Source organism: Erwinia sp. PME.40.26/001 (assembly GCF_055556675.1).
This window is the reverse complement of record NZ_JBVHNP010000004.1, coordinates 57,014-78,852: the sequence shown is the minus strand read 5'-3', so window position 1 is coordinate 78,852 and position 21,839 is coordinate 57,014. Positions and strand designations below refer to the sequence as shown.

The window sequence follows — 21,839 nt, the reverse complement described above, 5'->3', positions numbered from 1 at the left end:
CAGCCGGGACCCGCCTAAATCAGGGGGGCCACAGAGAATTACATTGAGCCAGGTGCGACGGTAATAAACGATTGTTGCTGCGCTTCGCTTGCCAGGCGCTGCTGTAATGCGGCAGCCTGCTGGCGGGAGGTGAAGCGACCCAACTGTACGCGGTAAACGTTACCGCTGCTCTCGACGGAGCCCGGCACGCCAAACTGCTTACCCAGGCTGGTGGCCAGCGCCTGTGCGCGTGGGCCGTCTTTCAGGGCTCCGACCTGCACCACATAGTTGCCGCCGGTACTGCTGGCCGCAGGTTGTGATACAGCGGCAGGGGCGGAAACCGCTGCAGCACTGGCGGCGGCGGGTGCGGCTGATACCGGCTCACTGCTTTCCAGTACGCCACCCGGTAAGGGCTGTGCTGCGCCGAGGAAGCCACTGCTGCGCACCGGAGCACCGGTGGAACTGTCCCCCCCGGTCAGCGTGCTGTTATCCACCGGGCGCGTCGATTGCTGGTCGGTTTCCTGCGGCTGAGGGCTGGAATACTGTACCGGCTGTGATGACATGGACGGTGCTGCTGCTTCACCGCCGCCCATCACCGCCATACCCCCGCCAATGTCCGGGCGGGCGGGCAGGGCATAGCTCTGCTTCGCGACGGTGGTACCAATGGTACCCGGGCCCGACAGGGTTCCGTCCGGTGCCACATTAATATAATCGATGCGGACTTTACTGTTGTTCGAGATATTCAGGCGGTCGCCCGCGGCGCGCGACAGATCGATAATGCGGCCCGGGGTATAAGGGCCGCGATCGTTGACACGCACCACAATCATACGACCATTGGCGATATTGGTAACGCGAACATAGCTGGGCAGCGGCAGGGTGGGATGCGCGGCGGTCATGGCGTTCGGATCGAAAGTTTCACCGGTTGCGGTGCGGTTGCCGTTGGCTTCTTCACCGTACCAGGCGGCCAGGCCAACCTGGCTGAAGTTGGACGGATCTTTGACAATTTTATAATTTTTGCCGTTCACCGAGTAATCCTGGTTAGTCCCGGGATTAACGGGTTCATAGCGCGGCTCTGCCCCGCCGATTTCGACAACCGGGCCATTATAGGCCGCCTGCTGCTGGGTGACAGGCGCTTGCTGGTCGCTGTCAGTAGTACAGGCTGCCAGCATCGCTGACGCCAGGGCAATCCAAAGCCAATCCTTACGCATGTGTGTGCCTCTTAAACGCTCTTCGACAACAGTTTTCGATGGGTGTGAATCGACATAATGATCCCGAACCCGGCCATCAGAACGATCAGCGCGGAACCCCCGTAACTGACCAGCGGTAACGGTACCCCAACCACCGGCAAAATGCCGCTGACCATACCGATGTTTACGAAGACATAAACAAAGAAGATCAGCATCATGCCACCGGCCATCACGCGCCCAAAGGTTGTCTGCGCGCGGGCGGCCATGGTCAGGCCGCGCATAATCAGAAGCACGTAGAGTATCAGCAGAACCAGCACGCCGACTAATCCTAATTCTTCTGCCAGGACGGCAAAAATAAAATCGGTGTGGCGCTCGGGCAGGAACTCAAGCTGCGACTGCGTGCCGTGCAGCCAGCCTTTACCGCGCAGCCCTCCGGAGCCAATGGCAATCTTCGACTGAATGATATGATAGCCAGCGCCCAGCGGGTCGCTTTCCGGATCGAGCAGCATCATCACGCGGTCACGCTGATAGTCATGCATCAGGAAGAACCACAGGATCGGAATAAAAGCGGCCACCAGCAGCACGGCGACGGCGATCAGCTTCCAGCTCATGCCGGACAGGAACAGCACAAACAGCCCTGAGGCAGCGATCAGAATAGAAGTCCCGAGGTCGGGCTGAGCGGCCACCAGCAGGGTCGGCATAAAGATCAGTACCAGAGCGATACCGGTGTTTTTCAACGTCGGTGGACAGACATCGCGGTTGATAAACCGCGCGACCATCAGCGGTACGGCAATTTTGGCAATCTCGGACGGCTGAAAACGGACGACGCCCAGATCAAGCCAGCGCTGTGCTCCTTTACTGATATGGCCAAAGGCATCAACGGCAATCAGTAAGATTACACAAATAATGTACAGATAGGGTGCCCAGCCTTCATAGACGCGCGGTGGGATCTGCGCCATGACCAGCATGACGATCACCCCCATGGCAATCTGCCCCAGCTTACGCTCCATCATGCCCGGATCCTGGCCGCTGGCGCTCCACATCACCAGCGCGCTGTAAACTAACAGCGCGGTGATGATCAGACAAAACAGGGGATCAATATGGATTCGTGTCCAGATTGTCTTTTTCTGATGGCTATCATTCATAACCGGTTATTCACCTTCATAGCCTGGCGGCGTGGGGGCAGCGTCAGGCAGGTTAGTATTGTTATCGCCAAGGATAATATGGTCGAGGATTTGGCGCATGATGGTGCCGACTGCCGGTCCTGCGCCGCCATTTTCAAGAATGATACTGACGGCCACGCGCGGGTGGTCATAAGGGGCAAAGGCTGTCATCAGCTTATGATCGCGCAGACGTTCGGTCAGTTTGTGGGCATTGTAGGTCTCGTTGGCTTTCAGACCAAATACCTGTGCCGTACCGGACTTGGCGGCGATTTTATATGGCGCATCTTCGAAGCTTTTACGTGCCGTACCGTTCGGACGGTTGGCCACGCCGTACATCCCGTCTTTGGCAATTTCCCAGTAACCAGTATGAATGTCGGCGATAGGGGCGCTCTGTGGCTGACGCCACGGCACTTTCACTCCACCCTGCATCGTATCCATCATCAGGTGCGGGGTTTTGATCACCCCATCGTTAATCAGGATCATCAGCGCTTTGTTCATTTGTACCGGCGTCGCTGTCCAGTAGCCCTGGCCGATGCCTACCGGGATGGTGTCCCCCTGATACCAGGGTTTCTTAAAGCGCTTCATTTTCCACTCGCGGGTCGGCATGTTGCCCGGTGTTTCTTCGATCAGATCGATGCCCGTCAGATGCCCGTAGCCAAACTTGGTCATCCATTCGCTCAGGCGGTCAATGCCCATATCATAGGCGACCTGGTAGAAGAAGGTATCCGCTGATTCTTCAAGGGACTTGGTGACATTCAGGCGGCCATGCCCCCAGCGTTTCCAGTCGCGGAAGCGCTTCTCTGAACCGGGAAGCTGCCACCAGCCGGGATCGAACAGCGAGGTATTGCGGGTGATCACCCCTGCGGTCAGCGCCGATACCGCAATGTAGGGCTTAACCGTGGAGGCCGGTGGATAGGCCCCCTGGGTGGCGCGGTTAATCAGCGGACGGTTTTCATCATGCAGCAGGCCGTTGTAGTCCTTGCTGGAGATCCCATCGACAAAGAGGTTAGGATCGTAGCTGGGCATGGAAACCATCGCCAGAATTTCACCATTACGCGGGTCGGTGACCACCACCGCCGCACGGCTGCCGGTCAGCAGGGTTTCAATGTACTGCTGCAGCTTCAGGTCAATCGTCAGATAGATATCGCGACCGGCCTGGGGCGACTGTTCATGCAGCTGGCGGATCACGCGGCCCCGGTTATTGACTTCCACCTCTTCATAACCGGTTTTACCGTGCAGCACATCTTCGTAATAGCGTTCGATGCCCAGCTTACCGATATCATGGGTCGCCGCGTAATTGGGCCACTTGCCTTCTTTATCCAGACGCTCAACATCGCGGTCATTAATCTTGGAGACATAGCCCAGAACGTGGGTGAGCGCCGAGCCATAAGGGTAGTAACGTCGCTGATAGCCTTTAACTTCAACGCCGGGGAAACGGTACTGATTGACGGCGAAACGCGCTACCTGAACGTCGTTCAGGCTGGTTTTCACGGCAATCGAGGTAAAGCGGCGCGAGCGTTTGCGCTCTTTTTGAAATGCGTCGATATCTTCATCGGTCAGATCGACAATCGGTTTCAGCTCCTGCAGTGTTTTTTGCAGGTTATCCACTTTTTCCGGCATCAGCTCAAGCTGATAAATGGTGCGGTTAAGCGCCAGCGGAATGCCGTTACGATCGTAGATAATGCCACGGCTGGGCGCGACAGGAACCAGTTTAATACGGTTCTCGTTAGAGCGGGTTCTGTAGTCGTCAAAGCGAACGATTTGCAGGTGGTAAAGATTTGCTACCAGTACACCGGAGAGCACAATAATGCCAAAAAATGCGATCAGAGCCCGGCGAACAAACAGCGTCTGCTCGGCGGTGTAGTCACGAAAGGAGTTACGTTGTAATTTCATCCGCTGCTTTGTCTGTCCGGTTAACCTTATCTGCTATTCGCGATGATAAGGATGATTCGCAGTAATGCTCCATGCACGATACAAACTCTCTGCAACCAATACGCGTACCAGCGGATGGGGCAGGGTCAGCGCTGAGAGTGACCAGCTTTGTTCCGCCGCGGCCTTGCAGGCGGGTGACAGGCCTTCCGGACCGCCAATAAACAGGCTGACATCCCGGCCATCCTGCTTCCAGCGCTCCAACTGGCTGGCAAGCTGCGGGGTTTCCCACGGCTGGCCCGGTATATCCAGCGTCACGATGCGATTGCCTTTACCTGCGGCTGCCAGCATCATTTCGCCTTCTTTTTCCAGAATGCGTTTGATATCCGCATTCTTACCGCGTTTTCCGGCGGGGACTTCAACCAGTTCAAATGGCATATCTTTTGGAAAACGACGCAGATATTCCATAAATCCTGTTTGTACCCAGTCAGGCATTTTCGTGCCGACGGCGACCAGTTGCAGCTTCACGGCTTAACTCCAGAGCTTTTCCAGTTCGTAGAGCTTACGGCTCTCTGCTTCCATGACGTGAACGATTACTTCACCGAGGTCAACGACCACCCAGTCACTTGGGGCACGGCTGTTAACACGGAATGCGTCCAGACCGATCAGCTTGGCTTCCTGGACCACGTGTTCTGCAATGGAAACCAGATGACGCGTTGAGGTACCGGTGCAGATAATCATGCAGCTGGTGATGCTGGATTTGCCCTGGACGTCGATAGCGACGATATCCTGCGCTTTTAAATCGTCACATTTATCAATGACGAAGTCTTGGAGTGCTTGACCTTGCAAAAGGTTCCCCCTTGGGATTTAAGTCTGAAGTTATCGCATATCCACCAGTAAAGCGGTGTCGACAACCGTAACAGTGTGTGTTTGCGGGCCTGAAACCCGGAAAAATTAGCGGCGCAGTATATCACGCTGTTAACACTTCCGATATAAACCCTCGCGATCGATATAATCGCTAACGGCCTCAGGCAATAAATCAGCGTCAGAGAGACCCTGATGGCGGCGGGCGCGGATCTCGGTCGCAGAGATATTGAGCAGCGGTGTCTGCGCCAGGAATATTTTACCGGCCGGGGCGTGCTGCAACGCCTGCGGGTGCTGCGCAAGATGACGGTCCAGCCAGTTCTGCAGCGCGGGCGTTTCCATCTGACTGGGGTAACCGGGGCGCTGGCAGACCAGCAGGTGACACAGCGACAGCAAATCCTGCCAGCGGTGCCACTTATGTAAGGTTAGCAGGGAGTCCTGGCCGATGATAAACGCCAGCGGCTGGGCGGCTCCGCGTTCTGCGCGTACGGCAGCCAGTGTCTCAATAGTGTATGACGGGGTCTTGCGCTGCATTTCCCTCAGATCCAGGTCAAACAGCGGACGCCCGGCGATAGCCAGTTTCACCATGGCCACCCGCTGTGCCGGGGTTGCTTCGGGCTGGGGACGATGGGGGGGCACGTTATTAGGCAGCAGCGTAACCTTTGCCAGCCCGGTGGCCTGCGCAAGCGCTTCCACCGGCCGCAGATGACCGTAATGAATCGGATCAAAAGTGCCGCCAAACAGCGCGTGCAGCGCGGGACGGTCAGACATCACAGAAGCTCGCCGGGAAGGACGGATGGCATAATACCAGCGCCAGCGTTTCCAGTTCAGACCAGACGGACTGACCGTAATCCTGCTTCAGCGTCAGTTCAATCTGCATCAGTAGCCGCACGGCCTGGCTGAGCTGTGCCGCGCTCAGGCGCTGTAACGCATCGCTGAACAGCGTACGGCGGTTTTGCCACACGCGATGCTGATCAAACAGTGCGCGCAGGGGCGTTTGCGCCATCTGCCGCTGCAGCGTCACCAGCAGCAGCAGATCGCGCTGTAGCGTACGCATCAGGATCACCGGTTCGCTATCTTCCGAGTGCATCTGGCGCAGAATATGCAGCGCACGTTTACTCTTCCCGGCCAGCAAGGCATCGACCCAGTGATAGGGCGTGAAGTGAGCCGCATCGTTCACCGCCTGCTCCACGCGCGGCAGCGTCAGCTTGCCATCAGGCCACAGCAGCGACAGCCGCTCCAGCGCCTGAGACAGGGCAAGCAGATTACCTTCATAGCAGTAGCAGAGCAGCTGGTTCGCTGCATCATCCAGCGTTAACTGATTCTTTTTGGCACGTGCAGATACCCAGCGGGGCAGCTGGGCCTGCTCCGGCGTCTGGCATGGAACCACCGCACCCTGGGCGCTGAGGGCTTTATACCAGGCGCTGTTTTCCTGCGCTTTGGTCAGTTTCACCACGCGCAGGATCAGTAAAATATCGCTGTGCAGCAGCGTTGAGAGCGTCAGGAGCTGTTCGCTCATGGCTGCACTGGGGCCGCTGTCCGGCAAGGTCAGCTGTAGCGTCTGCCGGCTGGCGAACAGGCTCAGGGCCTGGCAGGTGGCAAAGATATCCTGCCAGTCGGTGCCGGTTTCCAGCGTGACGCTGAAGTGTTCGGTAAAGCCCTGCTGCTGGGCGGCAGCGCGGATGGCATCCTGCGCTTCCTGCAGCAGCAGTGGTTCATTACCACTCAATAAATAGCAGGCGCGCAGCCCCTCACGGAGTTGCGCGCCGAGTTGCTCAGGGTAGATCCTGATCATCGTGTGTAAGAGCTGTCCGACATGCTGCCCGCGTCAGCGGGCATACGGTCAACCGCGGATGGCGTGCTGTCGAGCGTATTGATCGACGGATCGTCCTCAGCGGCATGGACGGTGAGCAGTTTACGCACCAGCTGTTGCACGGCCTGGGTACGCATCTCATTAATGATGATCTGCTGCTCGGAGTCTTTCGCCAGGGCGGCCAGCGGGTTATCAAAGAATGAACGGTATACCGTGGCGCTGATCGGATAGATACCTTTATTCGGCACCAGCACCTGCGCGTTCACGGTCATCATCATGGAGTACTCCGCCGTTTTACCGTCCTGGAATATCGATGCCGTATCGCGTCCCTGCGTTGTCCCCATCAGACGCAGGGAAGGAATATCCTTGCGGTCACCCGGGTTATCGACAATAGTGACGTTATTCAGGCGCAGCTGTTCGCGTACGGCACGTGTGAGCGGTCCATACGGATCAGACGTGTCGAGGATCAGCGTTTTCATTTCCGGCGGCACCGAGGTGGTGCCGCGCAGATGATAACCACAACCGGCGGTGAACAACACCGCCAGGGTAAGTAACACAGAGACTATCGGATGTCGCACAATTCCTCCTGACATCAACCGACGACCAGGTTAAGCAGCTTGCCCGGTACGTAAATCACTTTACGAATGGTGACGCCGTCGAGATATTTGGCCACCAGATGCTCCTGCGCAGCGCGAGCCTGCACCTGTTCCTGATTAGCGTCAGCCGCGACGGTGATTTTACCGCGCACTTTACCGTTAACCTGTACCACGACCAGCAATGAATCTTCTACCATTGCGGCGTCATCCGCCTGAGGCCATGGGGCATTATCGATATCACCTGCTCCACCCAGCGACTGCCACAGGACGAAGCAGGCATGCGGAGTGAACGGGTTCAGCATGCGTACCACGGCCAGCAAGGCTTCCTGCATCAGCGCACGATCCTGCTCGCTCTCCTGCGGAGCGCGAGCCAGCTTGTTCATCAGCTCCATAATCGCCGCAATGGCGGTGTTAAAGGTCTGACGGCGGCCGATATCATCGGACACCTTGCTAATGGTTTTATGCAGATCGCGACGCAGATTTTTCTGATCGTCAGTCAGCGCATCGACGTCGAGGGCGACAGTTGCGCCTTTCTGCGTGTGTTCAAAGGCCAGTTTCCAGACGCGCTTCAGGAAGCGGTTTGCCCCTTCGACACCGGACTCCTGCCATTCCAGCGTCATTTCTGCCGGCGAAGCAAACATCATAAACAGACGTACGGTATCGGCACCGTAGCGTTCAACCATAATCTGCGGGTCGATGCCGTTGTTTTTCGACTTCGACATTTTGCTCATACCCGCGTACACCAGCTCGTGTCCGGCAGCGTCGCTGGCTTTAACGATACGGCCTTTTTCATCCCGCTCTACGGTCACATCAACTGGCGATACCCAGTTGCGCTCACCGCTGGCACCCAGATAGTAGAAGGCATCTGCCAGCACCATCCCCTGACAAAGCAGGCGTTTTGCCGGCTCGTCCGAGTTCACCAGGCCTGCGTCGCGCAGCAGCTTGTGGAAGAAGCGGAAGTAGAGCAGGTGCATGATGGCGTGCTCGATGCCGCCAACATACTGATCCACGGGCAGCCAGTAGTTAGCCGCTGCCGGGTCAAGCATCCCTTTATCATAGTCCGGGCAGGTATAACGTGCGTAATACCATGAGGATTCCATAAAGGTATCAAAGGTATCCGTCTCACGCAGTGCTGGCTGACCGTTAACGGTCGTTTTAGCCCACTCAGGGTCGGCTTTAATCGGGCTGGTGATGCCATCCATGACCACATCTTCCGGCAGGATCACCGGCAGCTGATCTTCCGGGGTAGGCATGACGGTACCATCTTCCAGCGTGACCATGGGAATAGGTGCGCCCCAGTAACGCTGGCGTGAAACACCCCAGTCGCGCAGACGATAGTTAACTTTGCGTTCGCCCACGCCAATATCGGCCAGCTTAGTGGCAATGGCATTGAAGCCCTCTTCATAGGACAGACCGTCAAACTCGCCGGAGTTAAACAGCGTGCCTTTTTCCGTCATTGCGGCTTCGCTCAGATCCGGTGCGCTGCCATCGGCGGTCAGGATCACCGGTTTGATCTGCAAATCGTATTTGGTGGCGAACTCCCAGTCGCGCTGGTCATGACCTGGAACGGCCATAACGGCACCGGTGCCGTATTCCATCAGCACGAAGTTGGCGACCCAGACCGGTACGTCTTCGCCGGTCAGCGGGTGTTTTGCAAACAGGCCGGTGGCCATGCCTTTTTTCTCCATCGTGGCCATTTCGGCTTCGGCCACTTTGGTATTACGGCATTCGGCGATAAAGTCGGCCAGGGCCGGATGGGTCGCTGCGGCCTGGGCTGCCAGCGGGTGTCCTGCGGCTACCGCGAGGTAGGTCACACCCATAAAGGTGTCAGGGCGTGTGGTATAAACACGCAGTTTTTCCTGGCTGTTGTTGACGTTAAACTCGATTTCCACCCCTTCAGAGCGGCCAATCCAGTTGCGCTGCATGGTTTTAACCTGCTCAGGCCAGCTTTCCAGCGTGTCGAGGTCATTCAGCAGTTCGTCGGCGTAATCAGTAATTTTGACGAACCACTGGGGGATCTCTTTGCGTTCAACTTTGGTGTCACAGCGCCAGCAGCAGCCATCGATCACCTGCTCGTTCGCCAGTACGGTCAAATCGTGCGGACACCAGTTCACCGCAGAGGTCTTTTTGTAGACCAGGCCTTTTTCATACAACCGGGTGAAGAACCACTGCTCCCAGCGATAGTATTCTGGTTGGCAGGTGGCCAGTTCACGGTTCCAGTCATACCCGAAGCCCAGCAGCTTAAGCTGGTTCTTCATGTAGTCGATATTGGAATAGGTCCAGGGTGCCGGGGCTGTGTTGTTTTTCACCGCCGCCCCTTCAGCCGGCAGGCCGAAGGCATCCCAGCCGATTGGCTGTAAGACGTTTTTACCCAGCATGCGCTGGTAGCGGGAGATGACATCGCCAATAGTATAGTTGCGCACGTGGCCCATGTGCAGGCGGCCAGAAGGATAGGGCAGCATGGAGAGGCAGTAATACTTCTCTTTACCTTCGTCTTCGGTCACTTTGAACGTTTGCTTATCATCCCATTGCTGCTGGACATGGGATTCTATCTCTTCCGGGCGATATTGCTCTTGCATAGTAGCCAGTGGTCCTTTGTATAAATTTTTTTTCGTGTTCGATCAGATCCGCATAGCATAGCTGATCCGCACCCGGCGCAACAACAGTAAGCGTCCTGCCGGAGGGCATTTCTCTGTAAGCTGTAATCGGGGCGGCAATTTTTAGCGCGAAAACACGGAAGTTTTTCAGTTACAACTAGAATGAGAAGAAACGCGTTCGTTATCAATAAGGAGAGTCTATGAACAAGGTTGCTCAGTATTATCGTGAGCTGGTGTCTTCCCTGACCCAACGCATTGAACGCGGGGAGCGGGATATTGATGCCCTGGTGGAGAGTGCCCGCCAGAGAATGAATAACCGGGGTGAGTTAACAAAAAACGAAATTGATGATGTCAGCCGTGCCGTACGCCGTGACCTTGAAGAGTTTGCGCGCAGCTATGCGGAAAATCAGGAAGAACTCAGCGATAGCGTGTTTATGCGGGTGATCCGCCAGAGCATCTGGAAAGAACTGGCTGATATTACGGATAAAAGTCAGCTGGAGTGGCGTGAGGTTTTCCAGGATCTGAATCATCACGGTGTCTATCAAAGCGGGGAAGTGGTGGGGCTGGGGAATCTGGTGTGTGAGCATTGTCAGTTTACCCGGGCGATCTACACGCCAGAAGTCCTGACACGCTGTCCGGAATGCAACCACGATCAGTTTGTCCGGCAGCCGTTTGAGCCTTGATATATCTTCTGATACAGGAACAGATTTTTGTTGCCGTCCCAGTTATGGCGACAGGGACGGTTCCGTTTGATGGCGGTGCAGCGGCGGACCCTCTGTTTCGGTCCGCCCGCTCATGCGCCAGAGAGGAATTAATGCAGGATTTTGGCGAGGAAATCTTTGGCACGTTCAGACTGAGGATTGTTAAAGAAATCGTCTTTCGGTGAGTCCTCCACAATCTTCCCTTCATCCATAAAGATCACCCGGTTAGCAACTTTACGCGCAAAGCCCATTTCGTGTGTCACCACCATCATGGTCATCCCTTCATTCGCCAGTTCAACCATCACGTCAAGGACCTCGTTGATCATCTCCGGGTCAAGAGCGGAGGTCGGTTCGTCGAACAGCATGGCGATAGGATCCATGCACAGCGCACGGGCAATGGCCACTCGCTGCTGCTGACCGCCGGATAGCTGGCCCGGGAACTTATTGGCATGGGCGCTCAGGCCCACGCGCTCCAGCAGCTTGAGGCCTTTCTGCCGCGCTTCCTCTTTGTCACGCTTTAGCACTTTCACCTGTGCCAGCGTCAGGTTTTCAACAATGGACAGATGCGGAAACAGCTCGAAATGCTGGAACACCATGCCGACTTTAGAGCGGAGTTGGGCGAGGTTGGTCTTCTTGTCGTTGACCGGTGTGCCGTTCACTTCAATCTGCCCTTTCTGGATGGGCTCAAGACCATTTACCGTTTTTATCAGTGTCGACTTTCCGGAACCTGAAGGACCGCATACCACCACCACTTCACCTTTTTTAACTTCGGTTGAGCAGTCGGTCAGCACCTGAAAGTGACCATACCACTTAGAAACATTTTTCAGGGTAATCATTTAAGCAGTCCTTTTTTTCTTTAAATAGCTGACCAACAGCGAAGCGCTAAGGCTGATAACGAAGTAAATTGCACCGGCGAACAGCACCATTTCAATCTCAGTACCGTTATTGACGCCAATGGTATCGGCAGTACGGAAAAAGTCCGCCAGGCTCAGGACATACACCAGAGAGGTGTCCTGGAACAGGACGATGCCCTGGGTCAGCAGCAGCGGGACCATGGCACGAAACGCCTGTGGCAGAATGATCAGGCGCATGGACTGCCATTGGGTCATTCCCAGCGCCAGCGCGGCGCTGCCCTGGCCACGGGCAATACTTAAGATCCCTGCGCGGATAATTTCCGAATAATAGGCGGCCTCAAACAGCGAGAAGGCGACCATCGCAGAAATCAGGCGAATATCCGTTTTTGGCGATAACCCCAACACCTGCTGCAGGAAACTCGGCACCACCAGATAGAACCACAGCAGCACCATCACTAAAGGCACCGAACGGAACAGGTTGACATAAATCTTGGCAAACCAGCTGATGGGCTTGAAGGTGGAGAGGCGCATGACCGCCAGCAGCGTGCCCCAGATGATGCCGAATATTACCGCGGTAACGGTAATCTTTAGCGTAACGACCATACCCGCCCACAGGTAGGGGAGGTTGGGGACGATAGTACTCCAGTCAAATTCGTACATTATTTGCCCCCCGGCAGTCGGACTTTACGTTCTACCAGCCCCATCAGCACCATAATCACCGCATTGATGGCGATATAGGCGAGGGTAATGGCCGTGAACGATTCATAAGCATGCGCAGAATAGTCGAGCAGCTTGCTCGCCTGAGCAGCCATATCCACCAGGCCTATGGTGGACGCGATGGCTGAGTTTTTCACCAGGTTAAGCATTTCCGAGGTCATCGGCGGCACAATCACCCGGTAGGCATTGGGCAGTAACACATAACGATAGGTTTGTGGCAACGTCAGCCCCATCGCCAGACCCGCATTTTTCTGACCACTTGGCAGTGACTGAATGGCGGCACGAACCTGTTCACATACGCGGGCAGCGGTAAACAGGCCAAGGCACAGAACAGAGCAGGTGAAGAACTGGATATTGGGATCGATTTCCGATTTGAACCACATGCCAAGACCTTCTGGCAACAGTTCCGGCACCACCAGATACCAGATAAAGAATTGCACGATCAGCGGTACGTTACGGAACAGCTCAACATAACAGGTTCCCAGACCGGCAAGCAGACGGTTGGGAACGGTACGTAAAATACCGAACAGGGAACCGACTAACAGGGCGATAATCCAGGCACAAACGGAGACGGCAATGGTGACCTGAAAGCCGGACCACAGCCAACCGAGATAGGTTGTATTACCGAACGGGGCCTCTTGCAGGAATATTCCCCAGTTCCAATCAATAGACATAAAACACTCCGGTAAAAAAAGGGTAGCGACCGCTACCCTGAAGATTGATGAAAGGCTCTGCTGTGCTCCCCGGGGAACGACCGGTTTACACCTTCGTCAGGCACCAGAGCTTAAGCGCTGTCCGCCTGACTGTGTCTGTCCGAGCCTGTGTTCAGCAATCATGGGGCAGCGAAGGCTGCCCCTGTTTCTCGTTATTAATTCATTGCCTTGTCGTTCGGCGATTTGAACAGGGCTTTCATATCGTCAGAAAGATCGAAATCCATGGTCATATTTTTAGGAGGGATGGGCTGCTTGAACCATTTGTCGAACCATTTAGCTGCTTCGCCGGAGGTTTGCGCCTGCGCAATGGTGTCGTCCATCAACTTTTTAAAGTCGCCGTCGCCTTTGCGCAGCATACAGCCATAGGCTTCATGAGACTGTGGTGTGCCGAGAATTTCCCAGTTCGCGGGTTTCTTGGCTTTAGCTCGTTCACCGGCCAGCAGGGCATCATCCATCATAAAGGCCACGGCACGGCCGCTTTCCAGCGTACGGAAGGAATCCCCGTGATCTTTAGCGCTGATGATGCGCATGCCCATTTTTTTCTCATCGTTCAGCTTGTTCAGCAGAATTTCAGACGTTGTCCCTGAGGTTACCACGACACTTTTGCCTTTAAGGTCGCCGAAGTCTTTGATCTCACCGCCTTTTTTCACCAGCAGACGCGTACCGACCACAAAGATGCTGTCAGAGAAGCTGGCCTGTTTCTGGCGTTCCAGATTGTTGGTGGTGGAGCCACACTCAAAATCGTAGGTGCCGTTCTGTAACAGCGGGATACGGTTCTGAGAGGTAATCGGCAGCATTTTTACCTGCAGATCGGGTTTATTCAGTTTTTTCTTGATCGCGTCAACAATCGCGTTGGAGTAATCCTGGGAGTAGCCCACAACTTTCTGCTGATTGTCGTAATAGGAGAACGGGACGGAGGATTCACGGTGGCCAACGACGATCACGCCGTTTTTGGCAATTTTTTCCAGGGTAGATGCCTGCTGCTGCTGTGCAGCATCCTCAGCCTGAGCGATACCAGAGGCGAATCCTGCCAGTGCAAGGCAAAGCCCCAGTTTCCGTAATTTCATGTTCCAACTCCTTTGCAGTAGTGGCGTGAAATAAAGCAACGCCGACGTGATGTGATGTGTGTATATCCTGCTATTTTTCTGTTTTATTCAAAATTAAAGCGGGTGCCATTCCCCAATAACATAGCTGAATGTTAATGGTATGAAACGAAAAAGTTTCTTTTTTGCGATGTACCCCGCACCAATCAGGTGCGGTTTTTTAGCAATGCTCCGCTAAGGGGCAATAAATGCGCCATGACGGGGCATGAATCTTTTCGTAACGACTTGATACGGGAGTGCCACACGCTTACACGGAAATATTTTGCAATCATCGTGCCAACGGCGGTCTTTAAGACGAAGTGCAGCATAAGCTGTGGCGGAAAGAGAACGGGATCGGGGAGAATTATTGCCGACACTGGCGCATGGGAAGGCCTTTTTCGCACCAGAGGCTGAACGTTTCCGGTCAGCGCGCAGCGGGGCAGCAGAGGTCGGCCAGAGAACAGGCCGACCTCTTCAGGCTACCTGCGGCGTGAACGCCAGGTGCAGAACACGCCGGCAATGGCGAACACGAAGGAAATGCCCCAGATCCCCCAGTTGCCTGCGCGGGCATAAGGAGTCAGCCCGCTGGTTGGGGTCACTTTGGCTGACAGCACCTCCGCTTTGAACTGCGGAATGATGCGAGCGATATTCCCCCGGGCATCTACCACCGCCGTCACGCCATTGTTGGTGCTGCGCAGCAGGGGACGGCCCAGTTCCAGCGCTCGCATCTGCGCCATCTGCAGGTGCTGCCACGGACCGATAGAGTGACCAAACCACGCATCGTTCGAGATCGTCAGCAGGAAGTTGGTGTCCGGTCTGAAGTTATCCCGCACCTGTTGCCCGATCACAATCTCATAGCAGATGGCGGCAGTAAGGTTATAGCCCGCGACCTGCAGCTGCGGCTGCACGTAGCCGCCCCGGCTGAAAGAGGACATCGGCAGATCAAAGAGCGGGGCCAGCGGACGCAGCAGCGTTTCCAGCGGAACGAATTCACCAAACGGTACCAGATGATTCTTTTGGTAACGATTGTTGCCTAAGTAGCTGTAGGGCTGCGGACCGCCGAGCACAATAATCGAGTTGTAATCGTGGTAGCGATTGTCTTCCAGACGGGAGTCAACGATGCCGGTCACCAGGCTGCTGCCCGCCGCACGCAGTTGCTCATCCACCGCTTTAAGAAACGGTTGCTGGCGGGTTTCAAGGTCAGGAATGGCAGACTCTGGCCAGATGATAATCGGGGCTTTGCCGACAAACGGGCGGCTGAGGGCCGTATAGGTTTTCAGGGTATTGATCAGCTGATTCGGATCCCACTTCATCGACTGCTCAATATTACCCTGTACCAGCGCCACCTCAACGGTCCTGTCGGGTAAGGGCTGGAACCAGCTGATATAACGCAGGGGCCAAGGCAGTAGCAGCAGCATGAGCGCCGCTACGCCGGTGACCAGGCGGCGCTGCAGTACGGCATAAACGGCCAGTCCGGCAATGATCATCAGCAGGAAGGTGATGCCTTCCACTCCCACTATCGGGCCCAGGCCTTTTAGCGGACCGTTGATCTGACTGTAGCCAAACTGCAACCACGGGAAGCCGGTCAGTACCCAGCCGCGCAGGAACTCGGTGATTTGCCACAGCACCGGAGCCGCCAGCGCCAGACGTAGCAGCGAGGTTTTTGGCGTCAGGCGGTTCAGCAGTGTGGCAAACAGCAGGGTGTACAGCGACAGGTAGGCCGCCAGCAGTATCACCAGGAACACGTTGATCGGGCCTGGCATGCCGCCAAAGGTGGCGATGCTGACATACACCCAGTTGACGCCGCTGGCAAACAGGCCAAAGCCCCAGGCAAAGCCAATGGCGCTGGCCTGGCGGGTGGTACGGTTCAGGGTTAGCGCCTGTAAACCAAACAGGGACACCAGGGCCGCGGGCCAGACATCGTAAGGGGAGAAAGAAAGGGTGCCAATGGCACCCGTTATTAGCGCTAATAGCAGGCGAACCCGCTGGCGCTGGCACAATGACGCAATTGCCATAAATGAATTACTCTTCCAGAGTCGGTTGCGGCGAATTTTCCGGGATTTTGACGTGGACCTGAATAATACGACGGCTGTCTGCCATCGCTACTTTAAACTGGTAACCATCGATCTCAATACTTTCACCACGCGCGGGCAGGTGGCCGAAGCCCTGCATTACCAGGCCGCCGATGGTATCCACCTCTTCATCGCTGAAGTGGGTATTGAAGACCTCGTTAAAGTCTTCGATCGGCGTCAGGGCACGGATTGTGTAGGTATGGCGACTCAGCTGACGGATATCGCGATCTTCTTCATCGTCGTATTCGTCTTCAATTTCTCCGACAATCAGTTCAAGGATATCTTCAATCGTCACCAGGCCAGAGACACCGCCGAATTCGTCAATCACAATCGCCATATGATAGCGCTGTGAGCGAAACTCCTTCAGCATCCGGTCCACGCGCTTGCTTTCCGGCACCACCACCGCAGTGCGCAGCACCTTGTCCATGCTGAATGGCTCAGAACCACTGCTCATAAACGGCAGCAGATCTTTGGCCATCAGGATGCCTTCAACATGGTCCTTGTCTTCGCTGATAACCGGGAAGCGTGAGTGTGCGGACTCAATAATGACCGCCAGGCACTCTTCCAGCGTCTGGTTACGCTTCAGCGTGACCATCTGGGAGCGGGGGATCATAATGTCCCTGACACGCTGCTCGGCGATATCCATCACCCCCTCCAGCATGTCCCGGGTGTCCGGGTCGATCAGATCATTCTGTTCTGAATCCCGGATCAACTCCAGCAGGTCATCGCGGTTCTTCGGCTCACCGTGGAACAACTGGTTGAGCATCAGCGTGAAAAATCCCTTTTTGCTACTGGGACTGTCATTGTTTTGTGAATGGTCATCGCTCATGGCGTTTTTGAGTTTGTCTCTCTATTAACAGAATCGGCTGCCCCGGAAGGGTCAAGGGCAGGCGGAGTGGCTGGCGAACCAGCCGGGTCGTTATTCTTTCTCCGAAATGTACGGATCGGGGTAGCCAAGAGCAAGCATTATCTCGGTCTCCAGCGATTCCATCTCTTCGGCTTCGTCATCTTCAATGTGATCATACCCTAACAGGTGCAGGCTACCGTGGATCACCATGTGCGCCCAGTGCGCCTCCAGCGCCTTATCCTGTTCCCTGGCTTCCTGCTCAACCACCTGGCGGCAGATAATTAAATCCCCGAGCAGCGGCAGTTCGATGCCCGGGGGGGCCTCAAAGGGAAACGACAGCACATTGGTCGGTTTGTCTTTACCGCGATAGGTATGATTCAGCTCATGGCTTTCTGCCTCATCGACGACGCGAACAGTGACTTCACTTTCGGGCTGGAACTGCGGCAGGACGGCATCCAGCCAGCGCTGGAACTCTGCTTCGGCGGGCAGGCCCTGTTCGCTTTCACAGGCGAGTTGCAGGTCCAGAATCACATTACTCATTGGTTCTCCTGTGAAGCCTGCTGTGCAGCCAGGGCTTCACGTTTACGTTCTTCGGTCTGGGTATCGCGCCGCTTTTGATCGGCGGCTTCCCAGGCTTCATAGGCCACAACGATGCGCGCCACGACAGGGTGGCGCACCACGTCTTCACTGTGGAAGAAATTGAAACTCAGTTCGTCCACGTCGGAAAGCACTTCAATCGCATGGCGCAGGCCGGATTTCAGGTTACGCGGCAGGTCAATCTGCGTCACGTCACCGGTGATCACCGCTTTCGAGTTAAAGCCAATGCGCGTCAGGAACATTTTCATCTGCTCGATGGTTGTGTTCTGGCTTTCATCAAGAATGATAAACGCGTCGTTCAGCGTGCGGCCGCGCATATAGGCCAGCGGGGCCACTTCAATAACATTACGTTCGATCAGCTTCTCGACGCGTTCAAAGCCCAGCATTTCGAACAGCGCATCATACAGAGGACGCAGGTACGGGTCGACTTTCTGGCTGAGATCGCCCGGCAGGAAGCCCAGTTTTTCACCCGCTTCCACTGCCGGACGGGTCAGCATGATACGACGGATCTCCTGGCGTTCCAGGGCATCGACCGCTGCCGCCACGGCGAGATAAGTTTTACCCGTACCCGCCGGGCCAATACCAAAGGTCACGTCGTGGTCAAGAATGTTAGCCACATACTGCGCCTGGTTCGGCGTACGCGGTTTGATTACCCCACGTTTGGTTTTGATGTGAATCGCTTTGCCAAACTCGGGCACGCTGTCGGCTGTCTGTTCCAGTACGCCGCTCTCTTTAATCGCCAGATGTATCTGCTCCGGGTCAATATCCGGAATGTGCCCACGCACCGGGGCGGTATCAACATAAAGATGACGCAGTATATCGACAGCGGCATGAACGCTTAATGCGCGGCCCACCAGTTTAAAGGCGTTTTCGCGGCGGTTAATTTCAATACCCAGTCGGCGCTCTAACTGTTTGATATTGTCATCAAACGGGCCACACAGGCTCAGCAGGCGGGCGTTATCAATCGGTTCCAGGGTTACTTCACGTGTTTCAATGTTCAAACTAATCCTTTGGGTCACACAGGGCCAGGTTGAGAAATGGATGGCTGACCTGGCATAAGTGCCAGCGCCATAAAGGAAGTATTTATGGCAGCACGCAAAGCTGCAAGCGTTGGGGTGGATATTTGGGCGCGGCTTTCAGAAACCAAGTGTAACGCAATGAAATGATACGGCGAACCGGGAAGGCTCGCCGCAGGATAAGCGGTCAGGGTTGGAAAGTACCGACGCCCAGTTCATTCTCTTTGCGCGTACGTGCAATGACCGACTCCGGGGATTCGCTGGTGCGCAGGCCCATCTGATCTTCGCCACGGATGAAAATACCGCGCAGCGAGTTGGCATACACATCGACGATTTCGACGTCAACAAACTTACCAATGTGCTCCGGCGTGCCTTCAAAGTTGACGACGCGGTTGCAGCCGGTGCGGCCGGAGAGTTCCATTACGTTTTTACGCGACGTCCCTTCCACCAGGATACGCTGTACGCTGCCGAGCATCCGGCGGCTCCAGGCCATCGCCTGCTGGTTGATGCGGTCCTGCAGAATATACAGGCGCTGTTTTTTCTCGTCTTCTGAGACATCATCCGGCAGGTCGGCGGCGGGCGTTCCGGGACGGGCAGAATAGATAAAGCTGTAGCTGGTATCAAAATTGATCTCGCCGACCAGTTTCATGGTCTGCTCAAAATCTGCCTGGGTTTCGCCGGGAAAACCGATGATAAAGTCAGAGCTGATATGGATATCAGGGCGCGCCGCCACCAGTTTACGGATGATGGCTTTATATTCCAGGGCCGTGTGGGCACGTTTCATCAGCGTCAGAATACGGTCCGCGCCGCTCTGTACCGGCAGGTGAAGGAAACTCACCAGTTCGGGCGTATCGCGATAGACCTCGATGATATCATCAGTAAATTCGATCGGATGGCTGGTGGTGAAGCGGATACGATCGATGCCGTCTATCGCAGCTACCAGACGCAGCAGTTCCGCAAAAGAGCAGATACCCCCGTCGAAGGTAGCGCCGCGATAGGCGTTCACGTTCTGACCCAGCAGGTTAACTTCGCGTACCCCCTGGGCAGCCAGTTGGGCGATTTCAAACAGAATATCATCTGAGGGGCGGCTGACTTCCTCACCGCGCGTGTAAGGAACGACGCAGAAGGTGCAGTATTTATTGCAGCCTTCCATAATCGACACAAATGCGGTTGGTCCCTCAGCACGCGGTTCGGGCATCCGGTCAAACTTTTCGATTTCCGGGAAACTGACGTCCACGACCGGGCTTTTGGTGCCGCGTACGGTATTGATCATCTCCGGCAGACGGTGCAGCGTTTGCGGGCCAAACACAATATCCACACAGTTTGCGCGCTGGCGGAGCTGGTCCCCCTCCTGAGAGGCGACACAGCCACCGACCCCGATGATCACATCGGGATTCGACTCTTTCAGTTTTCTCCAGCGACCCAGCAAAGCGAAAACTTTCTCCTGGGCCTTTTCACGAATCGAACAGGTGTTGAGCAGCAGAACATCGGCATCTTCCGCCGCGTCGGTCAGGGTATACCCGTGGGTGCTGTTTAACAGGTCTGCCATTTTTGATGAGTCATACTCATTCATCTGACAGCCCCAGGTTTTAATATGCAGTTTTTTTGTCATCGACTTGCCATTTGTCATGCAGAAAGGAGTGCGGGGCGCGTATTGTAGTGGTTCGCTGCCCGTGGCAGCGGTGTCGCGGCGATCTGTTTGTCGCAGAAAAATCCGGTACACTTAACAACGATTAGGATAACAGAATTCTGCCGGTGAGGTGTAGCTGCAGAGCACGTATGATACGGCCGGTGAAGGAAAAAACATGACGGAATTAAAGCAAAAAGTGGATGTGGCCATTGTCGGTGGCGGCATGGTCGGTGCCGCGCTGGCCAGCGGGCTGGCGCAACATGGCTTCAGGGTGGCGGTGCTGGAACAGGAGGCCCCATCGGAATTTGATGCGTCAGGTCATCCTGACGTGCGTATTTCGGCCATCGGGGCGGCCTCAGTGGCGTTGCTGAAACAGCTGGACGTCTGGCCCACGGTCCTGGGGATGCGTGCCGTTCCCTATCGTCGGCTCGAAACCTGGGAGTGGCAGAGCGCTCAGGTGGCCTTCGATGCCGAATCGCTGGGCTTGCCCGAGCTTGGCTATATGGTTGAAAACAGCGTACTTCAGCGCGCGCTGTGGCAGCGTCTGCAACAGCAGGACATCCGCCTGCTGTGTCCGGCGCGCCTGCGCGATCTCCAGCCAGTAAACGGGGGATGGCAGCTGCGGCTGGATAACGATGATACGCTGACCGCACGGCTGGTGGTGGGGGCTGACGGCGCAAACTCCCAGGTCAGGCAGCTGGCAGGCATCGGCATACACGGCTGGAACTATGCACAGTCCTGCATGCTGATCAGCGTGCGCTGTGACCGTGACGCCGGTGATGCGACATGGCAGCAGTTTACGCCGCAGGGCCCCCGCGCCTTCCTGCCGCTGTTTGATCGCTGGGCTTCGCTGGTGTGGTATGACAGTCCGGCGCGAATTCGCCAGCTGCAGGCGATGACCATGCCCCAGCTACAAAAAGAGATCCAGGCGAACTTTCCGGCGCGCCTCGGAAGGGTTACCCCGGTCACCGCCGGTTCATTCCCGCTGGTTCGCCGTCACGCCACGCGCTACGTACTGCCGGGGCTGGCACTGGTGGGGGATGCGGCTCATACCATTAACCCGCTGGCCGGGCAGGGCGTCAATCTGGGCTATCGTGATGTTGATGCGTTAATCCGCGTGCTGAGTGAGTCGCGCCTGCGCGCGGAAGACTGGGCCTCCTCGCCGGTATTACAGCGCTATCAGCGTAAACGGCTGAAAGATAACCTGCTGATGCAGAGCGGAATGGATCTGTTTTATTTTGCGTTCAGTAACCCGTCGGCACCGTTGAAGATCGTACGCAATCTGGGGCTGATCGTGGCGCAGCATTCCGGCGTGTTAAAACGTCAGGCGCTAAGGTATGCCTTAGGGCTTTAGGCTGGGCGGGGTGAAGGGTTGGCCGGAACAGAAGGTCGACCCCTGTTCAACTGCCCGTGTGGATGTGCTTCAGACGTAAAAAAGCCCGCTTGCGCGGGCTTTTTTACTTTGTGGCTGGGGTGCAGGGATTCGAACCCCGGAATGCTGGTATCAGAAACCAGAGCCTTACCACTTGGCGACACCCCAAT

General features: G+C 55.8%; 20 protein-coding genes and 1 tRNA gene. 2 read left to right on the top strand and 19 right to left on the bottom strand.

The features are described from left to right. Positions 1–38: 38 nt before the first annotated feature. The 9 genes from rlpA to leuS all read right to left on the bottom strand — a co-directional run bounded on the left by rlpA (position 39) and on the right by leuS (position 10,050). Positions 39–1,187 (bottom strand): endolytic peptidoglycan transglycosylase RlpA, encoded by a 1,149-nt coding sequence (gene rlpA / locus ACZ3HG_RS13215; protein ID WP_465333003.1) that lies wholly within the window; start codon positions 1,185–1,187, stop codon positions 39–41. An 11-nt stretch (positions 1,188–1,198) separates the two neighbouring features. Continuing rightward, positions 1,199–2,311, bottom strand: coding sequence for a peptidoglycan glycosyltransferase MrdB (gene mrdB / locus ACZ3HG_RS13210; protein ID WP_062745322.1), 1,113 nt, complete (start codon positions 2,309–2,311; stop codon positions 1,199–1,201). 6 nt (positions 2,312–2,317) lie between these two features. Beyond that, positions 2,318–4,222 (bottom strand): peptidoglycan DD-transpeptidase MrdA, encoded by a 1,905-nt coding sequence (gene mrdA / locus ACZ3HG_RS13205; protein ID WP_191933505.1) that lies wholly within the window; start codon positions 4,220–4,222, stop codon positions 2,318–2,320. Between the two features lie 33 nt (positions 4,223–4,255). Then, positions 4,256–4,726 carry a 23S rRNA (pseudouridine(1915)-N(3))-methyltransferase RlmH gene (rlmH, locus tag ACZ3HG_RS13200; RefSeq protein WP_062745326.1) on the bottom strand — a complete coding sequence of 157 codons (471 nt, stop codon included), beginning with the start codon at positions 4,724–4,726 and terminating at the stop codon, positions 4,256–4,258. A 3-nt stretch (positions 4,727–4,729) separates the two neighbouring features. Next, positions 4,730–5,047: a ribosome silencing factor gene (gene rsfS / locus ACZ3HG_RS13195; protein WP_191933504.1), complete on the bottom strand. Its 318-nt coding sequence runs from the start codon at positions 5,045–5,047 to the stop codon at positions 4,730–4,732. Between the two features lie 129 nt (positions 5,048–5,176). Beyond that, the gene (nadD, locus tag ACZ3HG_RS13190; protein ID WP_191933503.1) at positions 5,177–5,833 is read right to left on the bottom strand and encodes a nicotinate-nucleotide adenylyltransferase; all 657 of its coding nucleotides are present in this window, start codon (positions 5,831–5,833) and stop codon (positions 5,177–5,179) included. Then, positions 5,826–6,857, bottom strand: a complete 1,032-nt coding sequence (gene holA, locus ACZ3HG_RS13185) for a DNA polymerase III subunit delta (RefSeq protein ID WP_191933502.1) — start codon at positions 6,855–6,857, stop codon at positions 5,826–5,828. The genes nadD and holA overlap by 8 nt, the downstream gene beginning before the upstream one ends. Next, positions 6,854–7,453 (bottom strand): LPS assembly lipoprotein LptE, encoded by a 600-nt coding sequence (lptE, locus tag ACZ3HG_RS13180; RefSeq protein ID WP_465333002.1) that lies wholly within the window; start codon positions 7,451–7,453, stop codon positions 6,854–6,856. Before lptE ends, holA begins: the two co-directional genes overlap by 4 nt. 14 nt (positions 7,454–7,467) lie before the next feature. Beyond that, complete coding sequence (gene leuS / locus ACZ3HG_RS13175; protein WP_191933500.1) at positions 7,468–10,050, bottom strand: leucine--tRNA ligase; 2,583 nt, start codon at positions 10,048–10,050, stop codon at positions 7,468–7,470. A 218-nt stretch (positions 10,051–10,268) separates the two neighbouring features. Here leuS and ACZ3HG_RS13170 point away from each other — a divergent pair, with 218 nt between their 5' ends. Then, positions 10,269–10,751, top strand: a complete 483-nt coding sequence (locus tag ACZ3HG_RS13170; protein WP_191933499.1) for a zinc ribbon-containing protein — start codon at positions 10,269–10,271, stop codon at positions 10,749–10,751. 128 nt (positions 10,752–10,879) lie between these two features. On the opposite strand, the gene ACZ3HG_RS13165 is transcribed toward ACZ3HG_RS13170, so the two are convergent. From ACZ3HG_RS13165 to miaB, 9 genes are all read right to left on the bottom strand, one after another. Further along, positions 10,880–11,605: an amino acid ABC transporter ATP-binding protein gene (locus tag ACZ3HG_RS13165; RefSeq protein WP_191933498.1), complete on the bottom strand. Its 726-nt coding sequence runs from the start codon at positions 11,603–11,605 to the stop codon at positions 10,880–10,882. Continuing rightward, positions 11,606–12,283, bottom strand: a complete 678-nt coding sequence (gene gltK / locus ACZ3HG_RS13160) for a glutamate/aspartate ABC transporter permease GltK (protein WP_191933497.1) — start codon at positions 12,281–12,283, stop codon at positions 11,606–11,608. Next, positions 12,283–13,014 (bottom strand): amino acid ABC transporter permease, encoded by a 732-nt coding sequence (locus ACZ3HG_RS13155; RefSeq protein WP_191933496.1) that lies wholly within the window; start codon positions 13,012–13,014, stop codon positions 12,283–12,285. The genes gltK and ACZ3HG_RS13155 overlap by 1 nt, the downstream gene beginning before the upstream one ends. Before the next feature lie 194 nt (positions 13,015–13,208). Continuing rightward, positions 13,209–14,120, bottom strand: a complete 912-nt coding sequence (locus tag ACZ3HG_RS13150) for a glutamate/aspartate ABC transporter substrate-binding protein (RefSeq protein WP_465333001.1) — start codon at positions 14,118–14,120, stop codon at positions 13,209–13,211. Between the two features lie 494 nt (positions 14,121–14,614). Then, entirely contained in the window at positions 14,615–16,150 is a 1,536-nt protein-coding gene (gene lnt / locus ACZ3HG_RS13145) for an apolipoprotein N-acyltransferase (protein ID WP_465333000.1), read from the bottom strand. Between the two features lie 7 nt (positions 16,151–16,157). After that, positions 16,158–17,036 (bottom strand): CNNM family magnesium/cobalt transport protein CorC, encoded by an 879-nt coding sequence (gene corC / locus ACZ3HG_RS13140; RefSeq protein ID WP_191933493.1) that lies wholly within the window; start codon positions 17,034–17,036, stop codon positions 16,158–16,160. Positions 17,037–17,126: 90 nt separating this feature from the next. After that, positions 17,127–17,594: an rRNA maturation RNase YbeY gene (ybeY, locus tag ACZ3HG_RS13135; RefSeq protein ID WP_465332999.1), complete on the bottom strand. Its 468-nt coding sequence runs from the start codon at positions 17,592–17,594 to the stop codon at positions 17,127–17,129. Beyond that, positions 17,591–18,652 carry a PhoH family protein gene (locus ACZ3HG_RS13130; RefSeq protein ID WP_191933491.1) on the bottom strand — a complete coding sequence of 354 codons (1,062 nt, stop codon included), beginning with the start codon at positions 18,650–18,652 and terminating at the stop codon, positions 17,591–17,593. Before ACZ3HG_RS13130 ends, ybeY begins: the two co-directional genes overlap by 4 nt. Positions 18,653–18,854: 202 nt before the next feature. Beyond that, positions 18,855–20,279: a tRNA (N6-isopentenyl adenosine(37)-C2)-methylthiotransferase MiaB gene (miaB, locus tag ACZ3HG_RS13125; protein WP_191933490.1), complete on the bottom strand. Its 1,425-nt coding sequence runs from the start codon at positions 20,277–20,279 to the stop codon at positions 18,855–18,857. Between the two features lie 193 nt (positions 20,280–20,472). Between miaB and ubiF the strand changes: the two genes are divergently transcribed. Beyond that, positions 20,473–21,651: a 3-demethoxyubiquinol 3-hydroxylase gene (gene ubiF / locus ACZ3HG_RS13120; RefSeq protein ID WP_191933489.1), complete on the top strand. Its 1,179-nt coding sequence runs from the start codon at positions 20,473–20,475 to the stop codon at positions 21,649–21,651. Between the two features lie 111 nt (positions 21,652–21,762). Here the strand turns inward: ubiF and ACZ3HG_RS13115 are convergent. Next, positions 21,763–21,837, bottom strand: a tRNA-Gln gene (locus ACZ3HG_RS13115). Between the last annotated feature and the right edge of the window lie 2 nt (positions 21,838–21,839).

What these genes read in the sequence shown, in the direction of transcription:
- lnt (WP_465333000.1), bottom strand. Translation starts at nt 16,150, where the DNA reads ATGGCAATTGCGTCATTGTGCCAGCGCCAGCGGGTTCGCCTGCTATTA.
- ACZ3HG_RS13150 (WP_465333001.1), bottom strand. Translation starts at nt 14,120, where the DNA reads ATGAAATTACGGAAACTGGGGCTTTGCCTTGCACTGGCAGGATTCGCC.
- nadD (WP_191933503.1), bottom strand. Translation starts at nt 5,833, where the DNA reads ATGTCTGACCGTCCCGCGCTGCACGCGCTGTTTGGCGGCACTTTTGAT.
- ybeY (WP_465332999.1), bottom strand. Translation starts at nt 17,594, where the DNA reads ATGAGTAATGTGATTCTGGACCTGCAACTCGCCTGTGAAAGCGAACAG.
- ACZ3HG_RS13155 (WP_191933496.1), bottom strand. Translation starts at nt 13,014, where the DNA reads ATGTCTATTGATTGGAACTGGGGAATATTCCTGCAAGAGGCCCCGTTC.
- rlpA (WP_465333003.1), bottom strand. Translation starts at nt 1,187, where the DNA reads ATGCGTAAGGATTGGCTTTGGATTGCCCTGGCGTCAGCGATGCTGGCA.
- leuS (WP_191933500.1), bottom strand. Translation starts at nt 10,050, where the DNA reads ATGCAAGAGCAATATCGCCCGGAAGAGATAGAATCCCATGTCCAGCAG.
- ubiF (WP_191933489.1), top strand. Translation starts at nt 20,473, where the DNA reads ATGACGGAATTAAAGCAAAAAGTGGATGTGGCCATTGTCGGTGGCGGC.
- corC (WP_191933493.1), bottom strand. Translation starts at nt 17,036, where the DNA reads ATGAGCGATGACCATTCACAAAACAATGACAGTCCCAGTAGCAAAAAG.
- mrdB (WP_062745322.1), bottom strand. Translation starts at nt 2,311, where the DNA reads ATGAATGATAGCCATCAGAAAAAGACAATCTGGACACGAATCCATATT.
- mrdA (WP_191933505.1), bottom strand. Translation starts at nt 4,222, where the DNA reads ATGAAATTACAACGTAACTCCTTTCGTGACTACACCGCCGAGCAGACG.
- ACZ3HG_RS13165 (WP_191933498.1), bottom strand. Translation starts at nt 11,605, where the DNA reads ATGATTACCCTGAAAAATGTTTCTAAGTGGTATGGTCACTTTCAGGTG.
- ACZ3HG_RS13170 (WP_191933499.1), top strand. Translation starts at nt 10,269, where the DNA reads ATGAACAAGGTTGCTCAGTATTATCGTGAGCTGGTGTCTTCCCTGACC.
- miaB (WP_191933490.1), bottom strand. Translation starts at nt 20,279, where the DNA reads ATGACAAAAAAACTGCATATTAAAACCTGGGGCTGTCAGATGAATGAG.
- holA (WP_191933502.1), bottom strand. Translation starts at nt 6,857, where the DNA reads ATGATCAGGATCTACCCTGAGCAACTCGGCGCGCAACTCCGTGAGGGG.
- gltK (WP_191933497.1), bottom strand. Translation starts at nt 12,283, where the DNA reads ATGTACGAATTTGACTGGAGTACTATCGTCCCCAACCTCCCCTACCTG.